Below are 22,797 nucleotides of genomic sequence, written 5' to 3' on the forward strand. Positions count from 1 at the left end.
GCATCCCATTCGCTAGACTGCCCTGCAACCAGAACAACAGCAGTTACACGGACAGGCGATCCTATGACCATCACCCGCATCTTCCTGACCACCGCATTGGTGGGGGCCCTGGCATCCTGCGCAGGCCCGATGAACCGCGCGCCCGGCGCCATGTCGGGCAGCGCCCCGGTCACGCCCGCGCCGATCCCCGCGGCATCCGCCGGGGACGAAGCGGGGTTGCAGCGTTTCGTGCAGTCCTTCCGGTCGCGCGCCGTGGCCTCGGGCGTGTCGCCCGCCACCTATGACCGGGCCATGCGCATCGCGCGCTATAACCCCGAGGTGATCCGCCTGGACCGCAAGCAGGCCGAATTCAGCCGTCCCGTCTGGCTGTATCTGGACAGCGCCGTGTCGGACGTGCGCGTGACCACCGGCCGCCAGAAGGCGGCGCAATTGTCGGGCACGCTGTCGCAGATCGAGGCGCGCTACGGCGTCCCGCGCGAGATCGTCCTGGCCGTCTGGGGGATGGAATCGAATTTCGGCGCCAACCGGGGCAAGATGCAGATCATCCCGTCGCTGGCGACGCTGGCCTATGACGGCCGGCGGGGCGAGATGTTCCAGAACCAGTTGATCGCCGCGCTGCGCATCCTGCAGGCAGGCGACACCGATCCCGAACACATGCTGGGAAGCTGGGCCGGCGCGATGGGCCACACGCAGTTCATGCCCACCTCCTATCTGGACTATGCGGTCGATTTCACCGGCGATGGCCGCCGCGACATCTGGTCCGAGGATCCGACCGACGCGCTCGCCTCGACCGCGAACTATCTGCGCCGCAATGGCTGGGTGCCGGGGCAGGCCTGGGGCGCCGAGGTGCAGTTGCCGTCGGGCTTCAACATGGGGCTGGTGGGCAAGGGCACGCGGCGTTCGGACTGGGCCGCGCAGGGCGTGCGCCGGATCGGCGGCGGCGCGCTCCCCTCGGGCAACGGGTCCATCATCATGCCGGCGGGGGCCAATGGCCCGGCCTTCCTGATCCTCGACAACTTCCGGTCGATCCTGCGCTACAACAACTCGGACAACTATGCGCTTGGCGTGGCCTTCCTGGGCGAACGCATCGCGGGCCGCGCGGGCATCCAGGGGTCGTGGCCCCGGAACGACCGTCCGCTGTCCACGTCCGAGCGCCAGGAAATCCAGCAGCGCCTGCGCGCCAAGGGCTTCTACCAGGGCGAGATCGACGGCCTGTTCGGATCGGCCACGATGGAATCGGTCGCGGCCTACCAGCGGTCGATCGGGGTCACGCCGGATGGTTACCCGACCTCGATCCTGCTGGGTCAGTTGCGCAACTGACCAAACAGCCTCCGGCCCGGGCAGGCAGTGCATCTGCCCGGGCCGGCAAGACGTCCTATATGGCCAGCAAGAGGGCCATGTAACCTGCTCCTCCCAGAAGAAATGGCACGAAACGGCTTTCGCGTTCTTCGGGCAGTTCTTCCTTGAGGACGTTCAGAACAACGCCGCCCGCCAGAAACGCAAACAGCATCCCGATGGCCGTTTCCGAAATCGTGATGGCGTAGCCCATCAGCCAGCCGGCAAGAACCGCCCCGGCCAGTATCCACCGCGCAAGGTGATCATAGCGCGCCTTGTGATCGCTGCGCAGGCTGAAGTCGTTGGTGATGAAATGCACCGTCATCGCTGTGCCATAAAACAGCAAGGAACGAAGGCCCCCCTCCTCGCGGTGCAGCAGCAGATACCCGATGATGAAATTGTAAACCGCGAATGAGCCGATATGCAGCCAGAAGGCTCCGGCAGTTCCATCGGGTTGCGCGTTTTTCTTGCGCGATCTCTTGACGACACGCTCAAGTCCATAAAAGGCCGCAAGTCCCGCGAAGGCCAATCCATAGACGATGTCCTCGGCAGTGCCGCCGGACGTATTCAGCGCATCCGCAAAGGTGTCTCTGTGTGAACTGAGTTCGGGAAGAACATGCAGGAACACATAGGCCACCGCGATGCCGCCGGCAGCAGACAGCCATCGGCTTCGAGGCGTCTTGTCAAGAAACCGCAAGACTCCGATGCCCAGATGGACCAGGGCAAAAAGAATGGCAAAGGCAAATGTCACGACGATCATTCCAGAACAACCGTCAAGCCGGCCAAGTGTTCCTGCGTGCCGCCACGCGGCGGCCCAGGATCAGGCCAAATGGTCGCCAAATGCCGCCAGCACCTCCTCGTACACCCCGCGCTTGAACGGCACGATGTTCTCCAGAAGCGCGGCCGCCGGCATCCACCGCCATTCCTCGAACTCGGGGTGATCGGTGTCGATGCGGATGTCAGTATCGCTGCCCAAAAACCGCATCAGCACCCATTTCTGGCGCTGCCCACCGTATCGGCCCTTCCAGACCTTGCCCAGAAGTTCGGGCGGCAGGTCGTAGTAAACCCAGCCGGGGGTTTCACCCAACACCTCGACCTTGTCGGGGGAGACGCCGGTTTCCTCGACCAGTTCGCGCAGGGCGGCCTGGCGGGGATCCTCGCCCTTGTCGATGCCGCCCTGGGGCATCTGCCAGGCGCCGGGCATGTCGATCCGCTGGCCCGCGAAGACCAGCCCCTCGGCGTTGATCAGCACGACGCCCGCGCAGGGCCGGTAGGGAAGTCCCCCCGGCCCCGTCCGTTCCGCATCAGCCATTCGTCTTGGCCGCCCCGGTTCCCTCGGTTCCCGAACCCTCGCCCGTGACGGCAGGGGTTGCCGCAGTCGGCACCTGATCGGCACGGAAATCGACCGCAGCCAAGCCCTTGAGGATATCGACCGCATAGGCCAGCTGATAGTCTTCCTCGCGCAGCTTTGCGGTGGCCTCGACCTCGGCGGCCTCGTCCTCGATCTGCTTCTTCTCGTCCTCGCTGACCGAATCGTTGTTCAGCGCGCCGCGCAGATCAGCCTCGGAGCGGCCGAAGTTCGACTGCGTGCGCGGGCCTTCCTCCTCATCCTCGGGTGTGGCCGGGGGGGTGGGCTGGGCCACCAGGATGTCGGGCTGGATGCCCAGCGACTGGATCGAACGCCCCGACGGCGTGTAATAGCGCGCCGTGGTCAGGCGGATGGCGCTGTCGGCGGTGACCGGCATCACCGTCTGGACCGAACCCTTGCCGAAGGTCTTTTCGCCCACGACGATGGCACGGCGGTGATCCTGCAAGGCGCCCGCGACGATTTCCGAGGCACTGGCCGAACCGCCGTTGGTCAGGACAACCATCGGCTTGCCCTGCGCCAGATCGCCGGGTTCGGCGTTCCAGCGTTCGCTTTCCTCGGGGTTGCGGCCACGGGTGGAAACGATCTCGCCCGCATCCAGGAAGGCGTCTGACACGCTGATCGCCTGGTTCAGAAGCCCGCCGGGATTGTTGCGCAGATCCAGCACGAAGCCCGTCACCTTGTCGATGCCGCCCGCCTCGGCCACGGCCTTGTCCAGTTCGGATTTCAGCGTATCATAGGTCTCGTCGTTGAAGGTGGACACGCGCAGCACGACCGACTTGCCCTCGATCCGCGTCTTGACCACGGTCAGCTTGATCGTGTCGCGCGTCATGGTCAGGTCAAAGGGTTCCGTCTCGCCCTCGCGCAGGATGGTGACCGTGATCTCGGACCCGATGGGACCGCGCATCATGTCCACCGCCTGGTCCAGCGTCAGGCCCATCAGCGATTCGCCGTTCACATGGGTGATGAAGTCGCCCGACTTCACGCCGGCTTCGGCAGCCGGAGTATCATCGATGGGAGAGACGACCTTGACCAGCCCTTCCTCTTGGCTGACCTCGATCCCCAGGCCGCCAAAGCTGCCGCGGGTCTGGGTCTGCATGTCCTCGTAATCGTTGGCCGACAGGAAGGACGAATGGGGGTCAAGCGAGGTCAACATCCCGTTGATCGCGGCCTCGATCAGTTCCTTGTCGTCGGGTGCCTCGACATAATCGGCGCGCACCCGTTCGAACACGTTGCCGAACAGTTCAAGCTGCTCATAGATCGAGGCATTGCTGCCGGTTTCCTGTGCCACCAGCGGCCCGGCGATCTGGGTGGTCAGCAGCGCACCGGCCAGAACGCCACCCACGCCTGCGATCAGATAATGTTTCATGACGGCCTTTCCTGCCTTCAATCCTGTTCAGGCTCCACGACGGGATTCAGCACGAACCATTCCGCCGGGTCCAGAGTTTCCTGTCCCTTGCGCAATTCAAGATACAGGGATTCGGTCCGCCCTGCATTGCCGCCGATAGCGGCATCGGCCACGAATTGCGCGCCGAATTCCTGCGCCGATGCCTCGGTCCCGCCCATCAGGCCGATCGGATCGCCCGCCTGCAGAACGTCGCCAACCTCTCCGAACACCTGCGACATGCCTGCGAAGACCAGAAGATAACCGCGCGCGGGCTCTATGATCATCACATTGCCGTAATCCAGAAGCGGACCCCGATAGCGGATCGTGGCGGCCCAGGGCGTCGTGACCAGGGCGGCCGGGGGCGTGGCGATCACCCAGCCGGGACGTTCGACACCCGCCGCGTCAGGCTGGCCGTAAAGGCGCAGGATCGTGCCCACCACCGGCAGCGGCAGGGTGCCCTGCGCGCCCTCGAAATCCTCCATCGGGGGGCCGACATCCAGTTGCAACCGGGAAACGCCCGCCGCGAATTCGTCCAGGGATTGCGCCGCGTCGCGCAGCTTCTGCAGTTCCGCAGGCGCATCGGCATAGCGGACCGGCAGGCTGGACCGGTCGGTGACGGCGCTTGCCAGAAGCCTGCGCGCCTCCTGGACCGAAGCCAGACCGGCGCCCAGCATCTGCGCCGCGCCGGCCTGAAGGTCGCGCACGGTGGCGATCTCGGCCAGGTCTTCTTGCAGCCGTTCGGCTTCCGCCCGCAGGCCAGGGGTGACGTCGCTCATGACCATGCCCGACCGCGCATTGGCAAGCGCGCCCGCCGGATGCAGCAGCATGGTTGTCTCGGGCGCCTGCTGCAGCGCCGTCATCGCCCCCAGGACCGAGACCAGGCGCCCGCGCTGCGCTTCGAACCGGGCGCGAAGCTCGGCCTCCCTGGCGCTTGCCTGTCGCAAGCCGTCGCGCAGGGCGGCAAGGCCCTGCTCATAGCCCCGGATCACCTCGGTCAGCGCCACCACCTGATCATCGGCGGAAACCGCATCGGCCAGTTTCTCCACGGCCGCGCGCAACTGGGCTGCGGCGCCCTCGGCCTCGGCCACGGCGGCCGTCACCGAAGGCTGGGTTTCCTGGGCCGTTGACGGGGGTGCGACCGCAATCAGCGCGGCAAGGATCAGGGAGAAAAGCGGCTTCATGAGGTCACGATCAGGCTTTCGCCGGTCATTTCAACGGGTTTGTCCAAGCCCATCAGATGCAGGACCGTGGGCGCCAGATCGGCCAGGCGGCCGTTGCGCAGCCGGGCGCCCGCCGGGCCGTTATAGACGATCACCGGCACCGGGTTGGTGGTATGGGCGGTATGCGGCCCGCCGGTCGCGGGATCGATCATCGTTTCGCAGTTGCCGTGGTCGGCGCAGATCACCGCAGCCCCGCCGGCGCGGTCCAAAGCCTCCAGCATCCGGCCCAGGCCGCGATCCACGGCCTCGCAGGCCAGGACGGCGGCGGACAGGCTGCCGGTATGGCCGACCATGTCGGGATTGGCGAAATTCACGACGATCAGGTCATAGCCCGCGCCGATCACCTCGACCAGCTTGTCGGCCACCTGATCCGCCGCCATCTCGGGGGCAAGATCGTATGTCGCGACCTTGGGACTGGCGGGCATGAAGCGGTCCTCTCCCGGCTCGGGCGTTTCCTTGCCGCCGTTCAGGAAGAAGGTGACATGGGGGTATTTCTCGGTCTCGGCCAGGCGGAACTGGCGCAGGCCCTTGGCGGCAACCCATGCCCCCAGCGTGTTGGCCACCTGCCGCTTGGGATAGGCCGTTGTCATGAATTCGTTGTGCCGGGTGCTGTAATCGACCATCCCCAGAAGAGCCGCCCATTCGGGACGGTCGCTGGTGTCGAAATGGTCGAAGGCCGGATCGGCAAGCGCGGTCAGGATCTCTCGTGCACGGTCGGCGCGGAAGTTGAGGCAGAAGAACCCGTCCCCATCCAATGCGCCGTTATAGCCGTCGATGATGAAGGGCTGGATGAATTCATCCGTTTCCCCGCGCGCATAGGCGGCGGTCACGGCCAGATCGGCGGACGGCGCGGCCTCGCCCTGCCCGGTCACGATGGCGCGATAGGCGCGCTCGACCCGTTCCCAGCGGTTGTCGCGGTCCATGGCATAGTAGCGCCCGATCACCGTCCCGATTCGCGCGCCTTCGGGAAGCGTGCCCTGCAATTCGGTGATGAAGCCCATCGCCGATTGCGGGGCCACGTCGCGTCCGTCGGTGATGGCGTGCAGGACGACCGGCACGCCCGCCTCGGCAATGGCGCGGACGGCGGCCTGGACATGGACCACATGGCCGTGGACGCCGCCGTCTGACACGACCCCCATCAGATGCGCGGTCCCCCCCGTGGCGCGCAGCCGGTCGACAAAGCGGGCCAGGGCTTCGTTGCCGACGAAGCTGCCATCCTCGATCGCCAGGTCGATCTGTCCCAGATCCATCGCCACAACACGGCCCGCGCCGATATTGGTATGGCCGACCTCGGAATTGCCCATCTGACCGCGTGGCAGGCCCACGTCGGGTCCGAAGGTGGTCAGCGTCGCATGAGGGCAGTCGCGCATCAGCCGGTCGAAGTTCGGCGTCGCCGCCTGATCCGGCGCGCTTTGCTCGGGCCGGTCCGAGATCCCCCAACCGTCAAGAATGCACAGGACCACAGGTTTCGTCATATCGCCCCTCGGATGATTTGCGCCTTGTTACGCTGGCGCGGCGGTTGCGGCAACCGGCGAAGCCGGGGGCGCTTCGCCCCCCGGACCCCCAGAGGATATTTGGACCAAAATGAAAAAGCACATTCACCTTTGCTCAAATATCCTCGGGGGTGAATTGGCCGCAGGCCAAGAGGGGGCAGACAGCCCCCCTGCTCGGTCGCCGCATTCACTCACGATGATAGGGAGAGCCTGCCAGGATCGTCGCCGCGCGATACAGCTGTTCGGCCAGCATCACCCGAACCAGCATGTGCGGCCAGACCATGCGGCCCAGGCTGATCTGCCAGTCAGCCCGCGCCCGCAACCCAGGGTCCAGCCCGTCAGCACCCCCGATCACAAAGCAGAGATCGCGTGCCCCGTCCCGATATCCCGCCAGCCGCCGGGCAAACTCGGGCGAGGTCGGCTGCTCGCCCCGTTCGTCCATCATCACCAAGGCCGCGCCCTGCGGGATCGCGCGCGTCAGAAGCTCGGCCTCGGCGGCCATGCCGCCGCCGCGCTTGTCCTCGACCTCATGAATGGTGATGGGCGGCAGGCCGAGGCTGCGCCCGGTCCTGGCGAAACGGTCCAGATAGTCTGCCACCATCGCGGCCTCGGGACCCTTGCGCAGCCGCCCGACCGCGACGATGTCGATGCGCATTCCGCCTGCCGGTCAGTGCGCCGGGCGGGCCTGGTCGCGGACACGGCTCAGCGCATCGGCAGGCATCCACATCTTCTCAAGCTGATAGAACTCTCGAACCTCGGGGCGGAAAACGTGGACGATCACGTCGTCGGTGTCGATCAGCACCCAGTCGCCGGTATCCTTGCCTTCGATCCGAGGGGTGCGGCCGGTCAGCTGCTTCATCCGCTCGGCCAGCTTTTCGGCGATGGCACCCACCTGGCGCGCGCTGCGGCCCGATGCGATCACCATGTGATCCGCCATGGCCGATCGTCCGCGCAGGTCGATCGTGACGATGTCCTCGGCCTTGTCGTCGTCAAGCGAGGACAGGATGCGGGCAAGGATCTGGTCGCTGGTCAGATCCTGCGGCGCGGGGGTCGCAGCCGGCCCCGTGGCCGGCGAGACGTCTTGTGACAGGGTTACATCCTCCGGTCAGCGCGCCGATCGCCCCCGGCGCAGGGGATGGATCAAAGATAGCAACTTTTCAGCCCATCTCAATGTTCCCGGCCCGATTCCGTTTCATCGGGCCGCGGTGTGACCCTCTGGACCCGCAGGGGCGGATTGACAAGCCGAACTTCCCGCTGCGGAAAGGGAATGGTGATTCCCTGGTCCTGGAAGGCGTCCCACAGCGCCAGATAGACCTGCCCGCGCACGTTGGTCAGTCCCTTGGAGGCATCGTCGATCCAGAAGCGCAGGACATAGTCGATGGCGCTGTCGCCGAAGCCCGTGACCCAGCAGACCGCCTGCCGGTCCGACATGACGCGCGGCACCGTCTTGACGGCGGTGATGGCAATGGCGCTGACCTTGTGGGGATCGTCGTCGTAGGAAGTCCGGAACTTCAGGTCCAGCCGGACGAAGTTGTCGGTATGGGACCAGTTTACCACCTGCCCAGTGACCAGATCCTCGTTCGGGATCAGGTATTCCTTGCCGTCGCGCGTGACCACGCTGACATAGCGGGCGCCAAGTTCCTGGATCCAGCCGAAGGTGTCGCCCAGGCTGATCACGTCGCCGGGCTTGATGGACTTGTCCAGAAGGATGATCACCCCGGACACCAGGTTCGAGACGACCTTCTGCAACCCGAAGCCCAGGCCCACACCCACCGCGCCGGAAAAGACGGCCAGTCCCGTCAGGTCGAAGCCCACCGCCCTCAGCCCGACCACGACCGCCAGGCTGAACAGCACCACCTGCAAAAGCTTGCCGGTCAGCACCCGCATGGTGGGCGAGATGTCCTCGTTGCGCGCCAGCCTGCCCGTGATCATCCGCGACAAGGCCCGCGCGGTGGCGATCAGCAGCCCGGTCACGACCAGGGCCTTCAGCACGGTCAGCGCGGACAGGCGCAGATCGCCCATGGTGATGGCGAAGCTGTCCAGGAAACCGGCCGCCGGCTCGGTCAGGTCCAGCAGGAACAGCGTGACCCAGATCCAGGCGGCCCAGCTGACGATGCGGCGCAGCAGGCGGTTGGCGATCAGACGCACCACGAAGAAGATCACCAGCCAGGCCGTCGCGATGGAAGCCGCGAGCGCGATCAATGCGCTGCGCGAAGGCCAGGTGATTTCCCGCATGACGATGACCACGGTCCAGGCCAGCAGCGCGAAGATGATCAGGGCCATGCGCCGCCCGATCAGCACCCCCAGCCGCAGCCGCCATTTGGGCCAATCGACGCGATCGTGCAGCCAGGCGTTCCAGTGCCGCGATGCGAGCCGGCCCACCAGCCAGGACAGCAGGGCCAGCCCGGCGATGGCCGCCAGCTGATACAGCCGCATGGGCAGGATCATCATCTCGAAAAACAGGGCGATGCGCGACCACAGCCCCTGGGCGGCATCCACGACGTTCGGACCGATTGGCTCCATCCCTCGCCTTTCCGACAATATTGCGTCAACGCGGAAAGGGGCATAAAAGATCGCCCATGTCCGGGTTCATCTATTTCGACATCCATGACCGCGCGCGCCTGCCTTCGCGGTTCTTTGGCGAAACGCGCGGCGTGACGGCGCGACTGTGACGGGCTGCGGTTCTGCCGCAGCCGATCCTTCGCCACGACTCCCTCACAGCCGAAAGCCAGACAGCCATGATCCCCGAATCCGCACGCACATCCGCACGCACGCTTTACGACAAGATCTGGGACGCCCATGTGGTGGACCGCCAGCCCGACGGCACCTGCCTTCTGTATATCGACCGCCACCTGGTCCATGAAGTCACCAGCCCCCAGGCCTTCGAAGGCCTGCGCATGACCGGCCGCAGCGTGCGCGCGCCCGAACGCACCATCGCCGTGCCCGACCACAACGTGCCCACCACCTGGGACCGCGAACAAGGCATCGACAACGAGGAATCGCGCATCCAGGTCGAGGCGCTTGACCGCAACGCCCGCGAATTCGGCGTGGTCTATTACCCGGTCAACGACATCCGCCAGGGGATCGTCCACATCGTCGGCCCCGAGCAGGGCTGGACCCTGCCCGGCATGACGGTGGTCTGCGGCGACAGCCACACCGCGACCCACGGGGCCTTTGGCGCCCTGGCCCACGGCATCGGCACCAGTGAGGTCGAGCATGTGCTGGCGACCCAGACCCTGATCCAGAAGAAATCCAGGAACATGAAGGTCGAGGTGACCGGCCGCCTGGCCCCCGGCGTCACCGCCAAGGACGTGGTGCTGGCGATCATCGGCAAGACCGGCACGGCGGGCGGCACCGGCCATGTCATCGAATATTGCGGCGAGGCGATCCGCAGCCTGTCGATGGAAGGCCGCATGACCATCTGCAACATGGCCATCGAGGGCGGCGCCCGCGCAGGCCTGATCGCGCCCGACCAGACGACCTTCGATTACGTCAAGGGCCGCCCCCATGCGCCGAAGGGCGCGCAATGGGAAGCGGCGGTCAACTGGTGGAAGACACTTTACAGCGACGACGGCGCGCGTTGGGACAAGGTGGTCACCCTGCGCGGCGAGGATATCGCGCCGACCGTCACCTGGGGCACGTCCCCCGAGGATGCGCTGCCCATCACCGCCACGGTCCCCGCCCCCGAGGATTTCACCGGCGGCAAGGTCGAGGCGGCGCGCCGGTCGCTGGACTACATGGGCCTGACGCCGGGCACGCGCCTGACCGATATCGCCATCGACGCGGTCTTCATCGGCAGTTGCACCAACGGCCGGATCGAGGATCTGCGCGCCGCGGCCGACGTGCTGCGCGGTCGCAGGCTGGCCCCTGGCGTGCGCGGCATGGTCGTGCCGGGTTCGGGCCTTGTGCGCGCCCAGGCCGAGGAAGAGGGCTTGGACCAGATCTTCAAGGACGCGGGTTTCGAGTGGCGCCTTGCGGGCTGTTCGATGTGCCTTGGGATGAACCCCGACCAGCTTGCCCCCGGCGAACGCTGCGCGGCCACCAGCAACCGCAACTTCGAGGGCCGCCAGGGCTACAAGGGTCGCACGCACCTGATGTCGCCCGCCATGGCGGCGGCGGCGGGCGTGGCCGGGCATCTGGTCGATATCCGGGAATTTGCGGCCCAGTCGGCCTGAGGGGCCGTGATGGCGGGAACATTCATCCGGTTTGCGGCGGGGCGCTCAGCCCCGTCCCGTAGCGCGTGCCGTGCTGCGGCGCGCGGGATGGCGCAACAATACGGCGGCATTCAGGACAATCAGGGCAAGCCCGCTGTTCTCCAACAGGAAATTCACGCTGATCCCATGATCGCGAAGGCCGATCAGGCGGTCGAAGTGATGAAAACTCAGCGCCCTGATGGCGACGAAGGCGCACAGGACCGCCAGCCCCGTCAGCGCCACCGCGTTGCGCCGCATCTGCCCCCGCAGGCTGCGAAGTCCGGCAAGCAGGCCCACCGCCAAGACCAGCAGCACCCCCGCGATGAAGGCCAGTTGCACCAGGCGACGGTCGTCATACCATCCCTGCACGCGCGCCAGGCATTTGCCGGTCATGGTCACGGCGGATTGCAGGTCCAGTTGCTTGTTCACCGCAAGGCAGGCCAGGATCAGCGTCATCACGGCCCAGAAGCCCTTGCCCTGACCTTTGGGCAGGCGGCGCCAGACCGAAAAGGCCGAAACGGTGCCCAGGCCATAGATCAGGACCGTCAGCCACCCGGTTGCGGTCGGATCCCCGATTTGCGGCGCCCAGCGGGCGCTGACACAGTCGATCAACCAGTTTCCAACCACGATCCCGTTCCGCCCTTTGCAATGACGCCTGCCCTGGGCCTCTGACGCAACGGGGGCCCGGATACAACCACCCAAGGAACCACCATGGACAAGTTCACCACCCTGACCGGCATCGCGGCGCCCATGCCGCTGGTCAACATCGACACCGACATGATCATCCCCAAGCAGTTCCTGAAGACGATCCAGCGGTCGGGCCTTGGGGTCAACCTGTTCGACGAACTGCGCTATGACCGGGAAGGCAACGAACTACCCGACTTCGTGCTGAACCAGCCCGCATACCGCGATGCGCAGATCCTGGTGGCGGGCGACAATTTCGGCTGCGGATCGTCGCGCGAACACGCGCCCTGGGCGCTGCTGGATTTCGGGATCCGCTGCGTCATCTCGACCAGTTTCGCCGACATCTTCTTCAACAACTGCTTCAAGAACGGCATCCTGCCCGTGGTGCTGCCCCAGGACGCCGTTGACACGCTGATGGAGGATGCCCGCAAGGGCGCCAATGCCCGCATGACGGTGGATCTGGAAAACCAGACCGTCACGACATCCGACGGGGTTTCCTTCGCCTTCGAGATCGACCCCTTCCGCAAGCATTGCCTGCTGAACGGGTTGGACGATATCGGGCTGACCATGGAAAAGGCCCCCAGCATCGACAGCTTCGAAACGCAGATGGCGCAGGCCCGGCCCTGGGTCTGACGGCGTGAAAAAGCCCCGCCATGCGTGATGGCGGGGCAAGGGGGTTCCACCTTGGCGGCAGCCGGGGGAACCTGGCGAACCGTCGATTTCAGTTCGGGCGGGACACCTCGCCCTCCATCTCGGCGCGGATTTGCTGGCGCAGGATGTCGATGGGGATCATCTTGCCCTCGCGCCGGTAATGCCAATAGGTCCAGCCGTTGCAGGACGGGGCGCCTTCCAGCGCCGCGCCGACCTGGTGGATCGACCCCTTGACGTCATTGCCGATCAACGACCCGTCGGCGCGGACCTTAGCCTTGTGGCGGTTGTTCATGGAATAAAGCTCCTCGCCCGGTCGCAGCATCCCGCGCTCGATCACCTGGCCGAAGGGGATGCGCGGCTCCGCCCGCTTGGCACGGGTGGTGGCCAACGCCTCGGCATCCAGGCGGCGGATGCGGCCGATGCGGCGTTCGGCAACCTCGCGATAGGCCGCCTCGCGCTCGATCCCGATGAAATCGCGGCCCAGCATCTTGGCGACCGCGCCGGTGGTGCCCGTGCCGAAGAACGGGTCCAGCACCACGTCGCCGGGATTGGTCGTGCCGATGATGACGCGGTGCAGCAGCGATTCCGGCTTTTGCGTCGGATGGGCCTTGTCGCCCGCCGCGTCCTTCAGCCGTTCGCCGCCGTTGCAGATGGGAAGCACCCAGTCCGACCGCATCTGCGTGCCTTCGTTCAGCGACTTCAGCGCCTCGTAGTTGAAGGTGTATTTCGAGGACTCGGACTTCGCGGCCCAGATCAGCGTTTCATGGGCGTTGGTCAGCCGCTTGCCGCGGAAATTCGGCATGGGGTTCGACTTGCGCCAGATCACGTCGTTCATGATCCAGAAGCCCTGGTTCTGGATCTCGGCCCCCACGCGGAAGATGTTGTGATAGCTGCCGATGACCCAGATGGCACCGTTGGGCTTCAGCAAGCGGCGCGCGGCGGCCAGCCAGTCGCGGGTAAAGGCGTCATAGCTGGCAAAACCGGAGAACTGGTCCCAGTGATCATCGACGGCATCGACCTTGGAATTGTCCGGCCGGTGCAGATCGCCCCGCAGTTGCAGGTTATAGGGCGGATCGGCAAAGATCAGGTCCACGCTGGCTTCGGGAAGCGCATTCATCACCTGGATGCAGTCGCCTGCCAAGACTTGATTGAGGGGCAATGGTCGCGCGGCTGCCATGCGCTGATCCTTGGTCTTTATCATCTCTGCCTCGACGGGGAATGCCGGCTTGGGCCGGTCTGATATCCCGTTAACATGATTCAGACCCGAATCGGCGTCAATTTCTTTTTTGAATCAAGGGTTTGGTTCCAAGGCTTTACACAAGATGTTGTGGACCGGCTCGAACGAACGCCTATGATAGGGGGTGATCCCCAAATCTAGCAGGGCCTGCTTGTGCGCGGGGGTTGCATAGCCCGCGTTCGCCTCCCAGCCATAGCCGGGATATTGTTGCGCCAAATCCACCATCAGCCGGTCCCGCGCCACCTTGGCCAGGATGGATGCGGCGGCGATGGTGACGCAGCGCGCATCCCCCGCGACGATGGCCTCGCCCGGACAGGACAGGTCGCGAGGAACGCGGTTGCCGTCCACCAGGACGTGACAGGGCCGTTCGCGCAGGCCCTTCACCGCCAGGCACATCGCCAGATGCGCGGCGTGATAGATGTTCAGCCGGTCGATCTCCTCGACGCCGACATGGACGATGGAATGGTCGCAGTTTGCGGCCAGCCATTCGGCCAGGACCTCGCGCCGCTTTGCCGTCAGCTTCTTGGAATCGTTCAGCCCGTCGGGGATGTTGTCCGGGTCCAGCACCACCGCGGCGGCGGTCACGGGACCGGCCAGGGGACCGCGCCCGACCTCGTCCACGCCGGCGACGCGGCGGGCGCCTCGGGACAGGACAGTCAGTTCGACGCTGAAATCGGGCAGGCTCATGCGGTGACGGTTACAGGGGCGATGGTGACTTCTTCAAGGTTCACGCCCTCGCCTTCCCGGTCCACCACCAGGAAATCGGCGGGCCGGTCCAGCGGCGTCAGCACGCCATGCCAGACGCCCGCGCGCAGGTTCACGCCCATGCCTGCCGGCACCAGAAAGGCGCGGGGCGCGCCCGGCCTGCCATCCACATCGGGCGCGACCACCGACATCCAGGCATCCGGTCCCAGCGGCATGAAGGCCTGGCTGCCCAGGGGATGCCGTTCCAGCAGCGTGCAGTCGTAAGGCAGGCTGACCGCCTCGGACCGGAAAAGCGAGATGATCGCATCCCCGCCCCCGGTTTCCACCGTGGCAAGCGCGTGGTGGCGTTCGCAGCGCCCCGCATTGATCATGCGGTCCGGGACGGCGCGCGGGGCCAGCAATTCTCCGAAAGGGGCAAAGGCTTCGGCGGTGATCGGTTCGATGCGGATGGTGGTCATGGATTCCTCCTTTGTCCTGCCTTACCCCGCCGCCGCCAGACCGTCGAGGATCCGTGCCATGGTTGCACGCCGGGTCGGCAGATGGCGCAGCAAGGCGGCCTCGGCCCGGGCGGCGGCGGACATGGCCTTGCACTGCTCGGGATTTTCCCGTGCCCAGGCCAGTTTTTCGGCGATGTCGGCGCAATAGCGTTCCAGCGGTATATAGTGTTTCCACGGCTGGAAGCAGCTGGAATAGAAGACTTCCCAGCCGTCCTCCTCGGCCAGCAGGACGGACTGGCTGTCGATGGCTGCGATGAAATTCGAGCCGTGGTCATAGCCCGTCATGCACAGCTGATAGCGGAAGCGGTGGAAGAACCCGCGATCCTGGCGCGGCGTGCAGTAAGGCGCCAGCAGCGGATCGGTCGCGAACTGGCGAAAGCCCCAGGCCATCACCACGCCCAGGTCGAAATCGGGGTGATCGAACCATTGCCGCACGAAGGCCAGCCGGTTGGTGTTCGACAGCCGGTTCCAGGCCGCCTGCCGCCCCCCAGGATCGTCGCCTGCCGCCGCGAGGTCGCGCAGCAGCACATGCGAAGCCGCCCCCGGCCTGACCCCGCCCGTCCTTTCGCTGCCCGAGATCATGCCCCGCCAGACGACCCGATCCAGTTTGTCCTCCCACGGGATCGGGTCGGGTACGGCCGCGGGATCGAAGCCCGGCAGTCCGATGGCATGCTGATCCGGCAAGGGCCACAGCACGGCATTCGTCGCCCCCCTGCGGCGGTTGTGGCACAGCGTCGGCGCCGCAAGGGGATCGCCCTGCGGGGAGCCAAACCACCGCGAATCCTCCATGTCGATGCGCAGGGGCATGGGGCGGGCCAGGCGCAGGGCATCGTTGATGACCGCCTCGGCCCGGATCAGCTTGAAGGGACGGTCGGGCGCGGACACCGCCACGTTGTCCAGAACCGCCATGCGGCGCCTGCTACCGTGCCGGTCTCTCACGATATTCCGGCCGTCCCACGTGGAAAAATATTCCGAGAGACCGCCCTGCCCGACACCCAATTCGCGGCGCCCCAGGCAGAAATCCGCAACCCGATCCACATAGGACAGGTCCACCTGTTCGGTCTTCCCGCACGAAGACACGCCCGCCGCACCGACATGCGACGGATCGCCAGGCGTGGGAAACCAGCCCTGCTGCCACCCGGCATCCGGCAGAGGCAGCATCGGGTCCAGCCTGGCCGCCAAATCGGCGGGCGTCTCGCGGTCCAGATCAACGCGGATGAGGCAAGGATCGTCGCCGAAGAACGCCTCGACCGCAGCCTGATGGGCGTGCCAGTCAGCCTCCCACAGGGCGGGAAGATCGGCTGGGTCGCAATTGCGGTGATGGGCGTGGCAGCGCGCCGCCGCCCCGCCGTCGCGATTCAGGCGGTCGAGGATCCAGTCGCCCGGCGCCCGCTGCGCCAGGATGAACCGCGCCCGGGGAAAGCGGTCGGCCAGCCAGGGGAAATGGCGCCATGCCTCCAGCGGCGGACGCCAGTGCGGGGCGTGGCGGTAAAGGCCCGAGAACAGCACCGTTCCCGGCCAGCGGGTCAGGGGATCGCCGCCGCTGGCCTTGGCAAACAGGATATCCTCGGCCAGGCGTCCGTTGTCGTGGCAGACGGCCGCATGGCCGTTGCGGCGGAACAGCCGGGCCAGCCGCGCCTCTCCACAGCCTTCGGGACTGATGTGGAAGAACAGCGGCCCCGGCGTCATCCGCCAATCAGCCGCCCCGGCCGTGGCAGGAAGACCGTCAGGACGCCCAGGACCGGCAGGAACGAGCAGAGGAAGAAAACCCGCTCGATCCCATGGGCATCGGCCAGCACGCCCAGGGCGGCGGCGGCGATGCCGCCCATGCCGAAGCTGAAGCCGAAGAACAGCCCCGCGATGGTGCCGGTGCGGCCGGGCACCAGTTCCTGCGCAAAGACCACGATGGCCGGGAAGGCCGAGGCCAGGATCAGCCCGATGATGACGGCCAAGGCCCCGGTCGCCACCAGGCCCACATGCGGCAGCATCAGCGTGAAGGGCAGCACGCCCAGGATGGAAAACCAGATCACCCGCAGCGGCCCGATCCTGTCGCCGACAAGGCCGCCCAGCATCGCCCCCCCGGCCATGCCTCCCAGGAACAAAAACAGCATGATCTGCGCGCCCTGCGTGGAAAGGCCGAACTTCTCGATGGTGAAGAAGGTGAAATAGCTGCTCATCGAGGCGGTGTAGATGTTCTTCGTGAAGGTCAGGATGGCCAGCACGGCGATGGACCGCATCACGAGGCCGCGCGGCAGGCGCAGCGCGGTGTCGGGTCTTGCGGTCGCGGCGCGGCGGCGCCCCTCGGCCCAATGGCCCACATGCCACAGCAGGGCCGCACCCCCCGCCGCGGCCACGGCAAACCAGGCCACAGCCGGGCGACCCAGCGGCACGACGATGAAGGCCGCCAGCAGCGGACCCAGCGATTGCCCGAAATTGCCGCCCATCTGGAACAGCGACTGCGCCGTCCCGAAGCGCCCACCCGATGCCAAGCGCGCCACGCGCGAGCTTTCGGGATGGAACACCGCCGATCCGACCCCGATCAGCATCGCCCCCGCCAGCAGCATCCCATAATGGTGGGCAAAGGCCAGAAGCAGCACCCCGCAAAAGGTCGAGGCCATGCCGAACGGCAGCGAACGCGGCTGGGGATGGCGGTCGGTCGCCATGCCGATCAGCGGTTGCAGCAGGGACGCCGTGACCTGGAAGGCAAAGGTCATCACCCCGATCTGCGCATAGGTCAGCGAGAATTCGACCCGCAGCAACGGATAGATCGCCGCCAGCATCGACTGCATCACGTCATTGACCATATGGCACAGGCTGATGGCGGTCAGGATGCCCCAGGCGGTGCCGGGGGCAACCATGGGATTGGCGGCGGTGGCATTGGCGCGCATCATCACCCCTGGGTTTGTCTGCATATCATGCAATAGCAGCCATGCGGGCGGGCGCAAGCGGGCTTTGGCCAAAGCCTGCCCACTGACGATTTGGACAGCTTCCCTTAACGTCGCCCGCCCCCGACAGTAGGAGGGTATATGTTTCGAGTAAAAAGTTAAAATGGCAAAGATTCCAGGCAATCTTGTCCGCTCGCTGCGTTCGTCCGGCGCGGCGGGGGGAGGAAGGCGCATGAATACCTGGCAATCCGTTCGGGCCGATGTCCTGGAACGGATCCGCAGCCGGGAATGGCCGCCGGGGGAACTGATCCCCACCGAACAGGAACTGGCCGTCAGCCTGGGCTGCGCGCGCGCCACCGTGAACCGGGCGCTGCGCGAACTGGCCGACAGCGGCATCATCGAACGCCGCCGCAAGGTCGGCACGCGGGTCGCCTCGACCTCGGCCCGGCGCACCGTGCTGGACATGCCCGCGATCCGCACCGAGATCGAGGCCACGGGGGCGGTCTATTCCTATGAACTGGCCAGTTTCACGACCCAGCTTCCCACCCCGGCCGCTGCCCGTGCGCTGCAGGTGCCCGCATCCCAGGAACTGCTGCTGATCAAGGCCAAATACACCGCCGACGGGCAGCCGCATTGTTGCGAGGCGATCTGGCTGAACACGCGGAGCCTTCCCCCCCTGGCGCGCCGGGATGTCGAAGACCAGTCGGCGCATGAGTGGCTGGCCAGCCGGGTCGCCCTGACGCATGGCCGGTTCTCGATCCTGGCGGACGCCGCCAAGGGGGATTGCGCGCGGCACCTCGATATCGCCGAGGGCACGGCGGTGCTGACGATCGAACGCACGAACTGGTCCGACACGACGCCTGTGTCCTTTGCCCGCCAGTTCTATCCCCCCCAGCACCGCCTGGTTTCCGAGGATTAGGCCAGCACCGGAAACAGCGCCAGGGCCGCAAGGACCAGAAGGTCCGGGAAAAGGAAGCGGCCCACGCCGGCAAGAACGCTGCGCAACGGCATGTCGCGGACGGCCGCCGCGATCACCAGGGCGTTCAGCCCCAGAGGGGGCAGGATCAGCGCGATCTCGATCATCTTGACCAGCAGGACGCCTGCCCAGACCGCATCAAGGCCATAGGCCCTGGCGATGGCCAGCGCGAAGGGCAGGATCAGGACCAGCATCACCATGGGCTTGGCCAGCAAGCCCAGAAGGACGCAAGCCAAGCCCAGCAACAGGATCACGGCCAGGCGCGGCAACCCCTGGGTCATCGCTTGCGCCAGCAGATCAGGGACGCCGGTCATGTCCAGAAAGAACAGAAACAGCCGCGCCGCGATCAGGGTCAGCAGGATGATGCCCGTCTGCCACAGGCAATCCCGCAGGGCGGCCCCCAGCGTTTCGGGTGTCAGGCGGCGCTGGAGGGCGGCGAAAGCCAGAGTCATGATCGTGCAGGCCGACAGCGCGGCGGTCGGAGACAGAAGGCCGGACCAGATCCCGCCCACCAGGATCCCGAACAGGACAGGCGCCGGCCAGACGGCGCGCAACGCGTCATTGCGCGGCAAAGACATGGATTGCGACGGGGGCGCGGCTTCCGGCTCGTGGTGGACCCACCACAGCACGACCGCGATCATTCCCGCCAGCGACAGGGCTGCGGGCAACAGCCCCGCCAGAAACATCGCGGCAACCGGCGTGCCGGTCAGCAAGCCCCACAGGATCAGCAGCATCGAGGGGGGCAGCAGCGCCCCCAGCGTGCTGCCCACTGCAACCGAAGCACCTGCCAGTCGCGGATCATACCCCGTGCGCAGCATCGGCGGGACGGCGATGCGCGACATGGTGGCGGCACAGGCGACGGACGAGCCGCAGGTCGCGGCAAAGCCCGCGCATCCCAGGATCGCCGCGATGGCAAGCCCGCCGCCCCTGCCCTGCAACAGCACGGCGGCGGCATCATGGACCCGCGTGGCAAACCCCGCGTAAAAGGCCAGGTTGCCAAGCAGCAGGACCAGCGGCACCGTCAGCAAATCCGGCGCCGCAAGAAGCGCGACCGCCTGGCCCCACGCCTGTTCCAGCATCAGCGACATCACCGCAGGGATTTCAGGGAGATCAAGGCGATCGTCATGGCCACGGCGGCAAGTCCCATCATCTCCATGGTCGAATTGGTCCGCCCACCCTGCCCCCGGATCCGCCAGCGCAGCGGCAGGCTAGTGCGGCGATGCGGCAAACTCAAACTGGAATTGACCGGAATGTGACTGGCGGTCTATCTGGCGGTTCCGCGAAAGACGCGGAATGCTGCGCCTGTTCCCGACGGAGATTCTGATGCCGCGATTCACCCTTCGAATCCCGCTTGCCCTGATCCTGGGGGCGCTGTCGGCCCTGCCCGCGACGGCCCAGACGGATCTGCCCTTCACCGCCGCCGATGTCGAGGCCGCGTCTTACGCCGGGGGCGATCTGCCCTCGGGGCGGTCGGCGCTGACGACCAGGGTGCAGGTGCTGCTGGACCGCTCGGGGATCTCTCCGGGGGTGATCGACGGCTTCAAGGGCGGCATGAGCCAGAGCGCGATCATGGCCTTTGAACGCCGCTCGGGCCTGCCCATCGACGGGGTGATCGATCCGCATGTGTGGAACCTGCTGCAGTCCTTCGCGGCCCTGCCCGCGACCAAGGATTACACCATCACGGCGGAAGACGCGCAGGGCCTTGTGGACGCGATTCCGACCGATTACGCCGAAAAGGCGCAGATGGCCGCCATGGCCCACACCAGTGTCGCCGAACGCCTGGGCGAACGGTTCCACATGGACGAGAAATTCATCGCCTTCCTGAACCCCGGCGTGGATCTGGTGCCGGGGGCCACGATCAAGGTCGTCGATACCGGCAGCCGGATGCGCGGCAGCGTCGCGCGGATTCTGGTCGATGTGAACACGCGCCGGGTTGCGGGCTTCGATGCGAACGGAAGGCTGCTGGTGGATTATCCCGCGACCATCGGATCGTCTGCGACCCCGTCGCCGTCGGGGTCGCACCATGTGAAGACGGTCGCGCTGAACCCGAACTATACCTATGATCCAAAGAAGAACTTCCAGCAGGGCGACAACGACAAGGTGCTTGTGGTGCCGCCAGGACCGAACGGGCCGGTGGGAACGGTCTGGATCGGTCTGTCCAAGCCCACCTATGGCATCCACGGCACGCCCACGCCGTCGCAACTGTTCCGCAACCAGTCGATGGGCTGCGTGCGGCTGACCAACTGGGATGCCGAGGAACTGGCCCGCATGGTCGGCACGGAGACGACCACGGTGGAATTCCTGCCCCAGGGCATGACCATTGCCGACGCCACCGGCGGCACCGTTGCGCCTGCCCCTGCATCCGCCGAACCGGCCGAGGCGGCCGAAACCGCGGCGGCACCTGTCGAAACAGCCCCCGCAGCCCCGCTGGATTATGCCGATCCACTGGCGGCCAAGCGCGCCCCGGCCGAGCCGGTGTATGAAAACACCTCCGAGGAGGAAGCGGATGCCCTGGCTCCGACTGGCGATCCGCTGACCGACGCCCTGACGGGCGCCCTTCCCAGCGGCTTCGTGGTGCCGCCCGTGGACGAACAACCGTGATCTGCTGGCGCGCGATCCTGTCCGCCTTGGCGCTGTGCCAGCCGGCACTTGCCAGCGCGCAGGACCGCCCGCCCGAACGGCCCGGTTCAGAGCAACCGCAACCGCAACCGCAGTCTCAGCCGGCCATTCCGCAAGAACCGGCTCCGGTCTTTGGCCCGCCTGCCCCGCCCCGCTGGTTCGGGCTGCGGGAAACGGATCAGGAATACGCCGCCTGCACGCTGGCCCTGTCCTTTCTGGGGACCGTCTATGCCGAGGAACCAGCCGTCATCGATCCCGATGATCCCGATTGCGGCATCGCCCGCCCGATCCGGGTGGAACGGATCCTGCCCGACCTGACCCTGGAAGGCGGTGCGGTCATGCGCTGCGACACGGCGCGGGCGCTTGGGTTCTGGGCGCGTGACTTCGTGCGCCCGGCGGCGATGATGCTGCCCGGCGCACCGCGTGTCACGGGGTTGCAACTTGGCACCACCTATGACTGCCGGCCGCGCGTGGGGACCGGCGCGGACCAGCCCAAGCTGTCGGAACATGCGCTTGGCAATGCCATCGACATCGCAGGCTTCGTGCTGGAGGGTGCCGATCCGCTGATCGTCCAGCAGCGTGCCGATTCAGGCGACCTGGCCGAGGCGTTCCAGCGCGCCGTGCGCGCGGCGGGATGCCTGTTCTTCACCACCGTGCTTGGCCCCGGCTCGAATGAGGCGCATGACGACCACCTGCACCTGGACGTGGCAGCCCGGCGCGCCGACTGGCGGCTGTGCCAGTGATCAGCGCGGCGCGCGTTCCAGATCCAGATAGGACGGGTCGAAGCGCGCCAGCAGGGCCAGCCCGTTCCAGTCGATGATGGTGATATCCGCGCCCAGCCAGCGGATCAGCCCCCGGTCGCGCAGATCCCGGACCGCGCGGTTCACATGGATCGGCGAATAGCCCAGGATATCCGCCAACTCGCGCTGCAGCAGCGGCAGGTGCAACTGGCGATCCGAGGCCACCCCCACGGTATGCAGCCGGATGTAGATCTCGCACAGAAGATGAGCCAGATGGGCACTGGATCGCAAGGACGCGGCCGCGACCAGCCATTGCCGGTGAATAGCCGCATCCAGCATGGTCGTCATCCACAAAAGCCGGGCCAGATGGGGATAATTCCGGGTGATTTCGGTCAGTTCGGCATGATCGATGAATTCCACCTCGGCCGGGCCTATGGCGATGATGGAATGATCCAGCTTTGACATGATGAAGGCATGAAGATCAACGAAATCTCCGGGAACGTGCAGTGCCGTGATGACGCGGTCGTCGGGCCGGCCGAAAAGGGAGTGGGACCGCGCCGACAATCCGCGCAGCATCATGCAGCTGCGGCTGGGGCTGCTGCCGGCAGGAACGATAACCTCGCCCGCAGCAAAGCTGGCATGTTCGGTTTTCAACCTGCGCAGACGTTCCAGGTCATCGGTCCCGAGACTGTCACGCTGTTGAAGATAGCGGATAAAATACTCGGTAATCGCCAATTCTGTCACCACCCTTTCCCATGGTGTGGCAAATCGCCCTGACCGACGCAATGGCGGCGCAGTCGATCTAACAT

The 22,797-nt window shown here is 66.2% G+C and carries 22 protein-coding genes; 6 read left to right on the forward strand and 16 right to left on the reverse strand.

The annotated features are described in order from the left end of the window. The first annotated feature begins 63 nt into the window (after positions 1 to 63). Positions 64 to 1,320 (forward strand): lytic murein transglycosylase, encoded by a 1,257-nt coding sequence (locus RAH32_RS07900; protein ID WP_306606872.1) that lies wholly within the window; start codon positions 64 to 66, stop codon positions 1,318 to 1,320. Between the two features lie 55 nt (positions 1,321 to 1,375). On the opposite strand, the gene RAH32_RS07905 is transcribed toward RAH32_RS07900, so the two are convergent. The 8 genes from RAH32_RS07905 to RAH32_RS07940 all read right to left on the reverse strand — a co-directional run bounded on the left by RAH32_RS07905 (position 1,376) and on the right by RAH32_RS07940 (position 9,324). Then, positions 1,376 to 2,095 carry a ZIP family metal transporter gene (locus RAH32_RS07905; protein WP_306606874.1) on the reverse strand — a complete coding sequence of 240 codons (720 nt, stop codon included), beginning with the start codon at positions 2,093 to 2,095 and terminating at the stop codon, positions 1,376 to 1,378. 60 nt (positions 2,096 to 2,155) lie between these two features. After that, positions 2,156 to 2,647 (reverse strand): RNA pyrophosphohydrolase, encoded by a 492-nt coding sequence (locus tag RAH32_RS07910; RefSeq protein ID WP_306606876.1) that lies wholly within the window; start codon positions 2,645 to 2,647, stop codon positions 2,156 to 2,158. Continuing rightward, positions 2,640 to 4,070 carry a S41 family peptidase gene (locus RAH32_RS07915; protein WP_306606878.1) on the reverse strand — a complete coding sequence of 477 codons (1,431 nt, stop codon included), beginning with the start codon at positions 4,068 to 4,070 and terminating at the stop codon, positions 2,640 to 2,642. Before RAH32_RS07915 ends, RAH32_RS07910 begins: the two co-directional genes overlap by 8 nt. 17 nt (positions 4,071 to 4,087) lie before the next feature. After that, positions 4,088 to 5,269 (reverse strand): murein hydrolase activator EnvC family protein, encoded by a 1,182-nt coding sequence (locus RAH32_RS07920; protein WP_306606880.1) that lies wholly within the window; start codon positions 5,267 to 5,269, stop codon positions 4,088 to 4,090. Beyond that, positions 5,266 to 6,783 carry a 2,3-bisphosphoglycerate-independent phosphoglycerate mutase gene (gene gpmI / locus RAH32_RS07925; protein ID WP_306606882.1) on the reverse strand — a complete coding sequence of 506 codons (1,518 nt, stop codon included), beginning with the start codon at positions 6,781 to 6,783 and terminating at the stop codon, positions 5,266 to 5,268. Before gpmI ends, RAH32_RS07920 begins: the two co-directional genes overlap by 4 nt. Before the next feature lie 205 nt (positions 6,784 to 6,988). Beyond that, on the reverse strand, positions 6,989 to 7,456 hold the full coding sequence (gene rlmH / locus RAH32_RS07930; protein ID WP_306606884.1) for a 23S rRNA (pseudouridine(1915)-N(3))-methyltransferase RlmH: 468 nt from the start codon (positions 7,454 to 7,456) through the stop codon (positions 6,989 to 6,991). A gap of 12 nt (positions 7,457 to 7,468) precedes the next feature. Continuing rightward, positions 7,469 to 7,834, reverse strand: coding sequence for a ribosome silencing factor (rsfS, locus tag RAH32_RS07935; RefSeq protein ID WP_306607711.1), 366 nt, complete (start codon positions 7,832 to 7,834; stop codon positions 7,469 to 7,471). A gap of 134 nt (positions 7,835 to 7,968) precedes the next feature. Beyond that, the gene (locus RAH32_RS07940; RefSeq protein WP_306606886.1) at positions 7,969 to 9,324 is read right to left on the reverse strand and encodes a mechanosensitive ion channel family protein; all 1,356 of its coding nucleotides are present in this window, start codon (positions 9,322 to 9,324) and stop codon (positions 7,969 to 7,971) included. A 215-nt stretch (positions 9,325 to 9,539) separates the two neighbouring features. Between RAH32_RS07940 and leuC the strand changes: the two genes are divergently transcribed. After that, on the forward strand, positions 9,540 to 10,976 hold the full coding sequence (leuC, locus tag RAH32_RS07945) for a 3-isopropylmalate dehydratase large subunit (protein ID WP_306606888.1): 1,437 nt from the start codon (positions 9,540 to 9,542) through the stop codon (positions 10,974 to 10,976). 45 nt (positions 10,977 to 11,021) lie between these two features. Here leuC and RAH32_RS07950 read toward each other — a convergent pair whose 3' ends face one another. Then, positions 11,022 to 11,606 carry a hypothetical protein gene (locus RAH32_RS07950; protein WP_306606890.1) on the reverse strand — a complete coding sequence of 195 codons (585 nt, stop codon included), beginning with the start codon at positions 11,604 to 11,606 and terminating at the stop codon, positions 11,022 to 11,024. 99 nt (positions 11,607 to 11,705) lie between these two features. Between RAH32_RS07950 and leuD the strand changes: the two genes are divergently transcribed. Then, positions 11,706 to 12,311 (forward strand): 3-isopropylmalate dehydratase small subunit, encoded by a 606-nt coding sequence (gene leuD, locus RAH32_RS07955; RefSeq protein WP_306606893.1) that lies wholly within the window; start codon positions 11,706 to 11,708, stop codon positions 12,309 to 12,311. A gap of 88 nt (positions 12,312 to 12,399) precedes the next feature. Here the strand turns inward: leuD and RAH32_RS07960 are convergent, their stop codons facing one another. The 5 genes from RAH32_RS07960 to RAH32_RS07980 all read right to left on the reverse strand — a co-directional run bounded on the left by RAH32_RS07960 (position 12,400) and on the right by RAH32_RS07980 (position 17,680). Continuing rightward, the gene (locus RAH32_RS07960) at positions 12,400 to 13,506 is read right to left on the reverse strand and encodes a site-specific DNA-methyltransferase (protein WP_306606894.1); all 1,107 of its coding nucleotides are present in this window, start codon (positions 13,504 to 13,506) and stop codon (positions 12,400 to 12,402) included. A 114-nt stretch (positions 13,507 to 13,620) separates the two neighbouring features. After that, entirely contained in the window at positions 13,621 to 14,253 is a 633-nt protein-coding gene (rnhB, locus tag RAH32_RS07965; protein ID WP_306606897.1) for a ribonuclease HII, read from the reverse strand. Next, on the reverse strand, positions 14,250 to 14,729 hold the full coding sequence (locus RAH32_RS07970; protein ID WP_306606898.1) for an ureidoglycolate lyase: 480 nt from the start codon (positions 14,727 to 14,729) through the stop codon (positions 14,250 to 14,252). The genes rnhB and RAH32_RS07970 overlap by 4 nt, the downstream gene beginning before the upstream one ends. 21 nt (positions 14,730 to 14,750) lie before the next feature. Next, positions 14,751 to 16,457 (reverse strand): glycosyl transferase family 90, encoded by a 1,707-nt coding sequence (locus RAH32_RS07975; protein WP_306606900.1) that lies wholly within the window; start codon positions 16,455 to 16,457, stop codon positions 14,751 to 14,753. Next, positions 16,454 to 17,680, reverse strand: a complete 1,227-nt coding sequence (locus RAH32_RS07980) for an MFS transporter (protein ID WP_306606902.1) — start codon at positions 17,678 to 17,680, stop codon at positions 16,454 to 16,456. Before RAH32_RS07980 ends, RAH32_RS07975 begins: the two co-directional genes overlap by 4 nt. Positions 17,681 to 17,885: 205 nt before the next feature. Between RAH32_RS07980 and hutC the strand changes: the two genes are divergently transcribed. Then, positions 17,886 to 18,572 (forward strand): histidine utilization transcriptional repressor HutC, encoded by a 687-nt coding sequence (gene hutC, locus RAH32_RS07985; RefSeq protein ID WP_306606904.1) that lies wholly within the window; start codon positions 17,886 to 17,888, stop codon positions 18,570 to 18,572. Here the strand turns inward: hutC and RAH32_RS07990 are convergent. Beyond that, positions 18,569 to 19,708 (reverse strand): TRAP transporter large permease subunit, encoded by a 1,140-nt coding sequence (locus tag RAH32_RS07990; protein WP_306606907.1) that lies wholly within the window; start codon positions 19,706 to 19,708, stop codon positions 18,569 to 18,571. The genes hutC and RAH32_RS07990 overlap by 4 nt on opposite strands. Positions 19,709 to 19,952: 244 nt before the next feature. On the opposite strand from RAH32_RS07990, the gene RAH32_RS07995 reads away from it, so the two are divergent. Continuing rightward, positions 19,953 to 21,230, forward strand: coding sequence for a L,D-transpeptidase family protein (locus tag RAH32_RS07995; protein WP_306606909.1), 1,278 nt, complete (start codon positions 19,953 to 19,955; stop codon positions 21,228 to 21,230). Beyond that, positions 21,227 to 21,991 carry an extensin-like domain-containing protein gene (locus RAH32_RS08000; RefSeq protein WP_306606911.1) on the forward strand — a complete coding sequence of 255 codons (765 nt, stop codon included), beginning with the start codon at positions 21,227 to 21,229 and terminating at the stop codon, positions 21,989 to 21,991. Before RAH32_RS07995 ends, RAH32_RS08000 begins: the two co-directional genes overlap by 4 nt. Here RAH32_RS08000 and RAH32_RS08005 read toward each other — a convergent pair whose 3' ends face one another. Beyond that, positions 21,992 to 22,732 (reverse strand): Crp/Fnr family transcriptional regulator, encoded by a 741-nt coding sequence (locus RAH32_RS08005; RefSeq protein WP_306606913.1) that lies wholly within the window; start codon positions 22,730 to 22,732, stop codon positions 21,992 to 21,994. Between the last annotated feature and the right edge of the window lie 65 nt (positions 22,733 to 22,797).

The sequence above is a fragment of the Paracoccus yibinensis genome (assembly GCF_030846195.1).
GTDB lineage: Bacteria > Pseudomonadota > Alphaproteobacteria > Rhodobacterales > Rhodobacteraceae > Paracoccus > Paracoccus yibinensis.

Coding starts and splice junctions, on each gene's coding strand:
- gpmI (WP_306606882.1), bottom strand. CDS start 6,783: ATGACGAAACCTGTGGTCCTGTGCATTCTTGACGGTTGGGGGATCTCG.
- RAH32_RS07905 (WP_306606874.1), bottom strand. CDS start 2,095: ATGATCGTCGTGACATTTGCCTTTGCCATTCTTTTTGCCCTGGTCCAT.
- RAH32_RS07970 (WP_306606898.1), bottom strand. CDS start 14,729: ATGACCACCATCCGCATCGAACCGATCACCGCCGAAGCCTTTGCCCCT.
- RAH32_RS07940 (WP_306606886.1), bottom strand. CDS start 9,324: ATGGAGCCAATCGGTCCGAACGTCGTGGATGCCGCCCAGGGGCTGTGG.
- hutC (WP_306606904.1), top strand. CDS start 17,886: ATGAATACCTGGCAATCCGTTCGGGCCGATGTCCTGGAACGGATCCGC.
- RAH32_RS07960 (WP_306606894.1), bottom strand. CDS start 13,506: ATGGCAGCCGCGCGACCATTGCCCCTCAATCAAGTCTTGGCAGGCGAC.
- rlmH (WP_306606884.1), bottom strand. CDS start 7,456: ATGCGCATCGACATCGTCGCGGTCGGGCGGCTGCGCAAGGGTCCCGAG.
- RAH32_RS07920 (WP_306606880.1), bottom strand. CDS start 5,269: ATGAAGCCGCTTTTCTCCCTGATCCTTGCCGCGCTGATTGCGGTCGCA.
- RAH32_RS07915 (WP_306606878.1), bottom strand. CDS start 4,070: ATGAAACATTATCTGATCGCAGGCGTGGGTGGCGTTCTGGCCGGTGCG.
- RAH32_RS07990 (WP_306606907.1), bottom strand. CDS start 19,708: ATGCTGGAACAGGCGTGGGGCCAGGCGGTCGCGCTTCTTGCGGCGCCG.
- RAH32_RS07900 (WP_306606872.1), top strand. CDS start 64: ATGACCATCACCCGCATCTTCCTGACCACCGCATTGGTGGGGGCCCTG.
- RAH32_RS07975 (WP_306606900.1), bottom strand. CDS start 16,457: ATGACGCCGGGGCCGCTGTTCTTCCACATCAGTCCCGAAGGCTGTGGA.
- RAH32_RS07980 (WP_306606902.1), bottom strand. CDS start 17,680: ATGCAGACAAACCCAGGGGTGATGATGCGCGCCAATGCCACCGCCGCC.
- RAH32_RS07910 (WP_306606876.1), bottom strand. CDS start 2,647: ATGGCTGATGCGGAACGGACGGGGCCGGGGGGACTTCCCTACCGGCCC.
- leuC (WP_306606888.1), top strand. CDS start 9,540: ATGATCCCCGAATCCGCACGCACATCCGCACGCACGCTTTACGACAAG.
- rnhB (WP_306606897.1), bottom strand. CDS start 14,253: ATGAGCCTGCCCGATTTCAGCGTCGAACTGACTGTCCTGTCCCGAGGC.
- RAH32_RS07995 (WP_306606909.1), top strand. CDS start 19,953: ATGCCGCGATTCACCCTTCGAATCCCGCTTGCCCTGATCCTGGGGGCG.
- leuD (WP_306606893.1), top strand. CDS start 11,706: ATGGACAAGTTCACCACCCTGACCGGCATCGCGGCGCCCATGCCGCTG.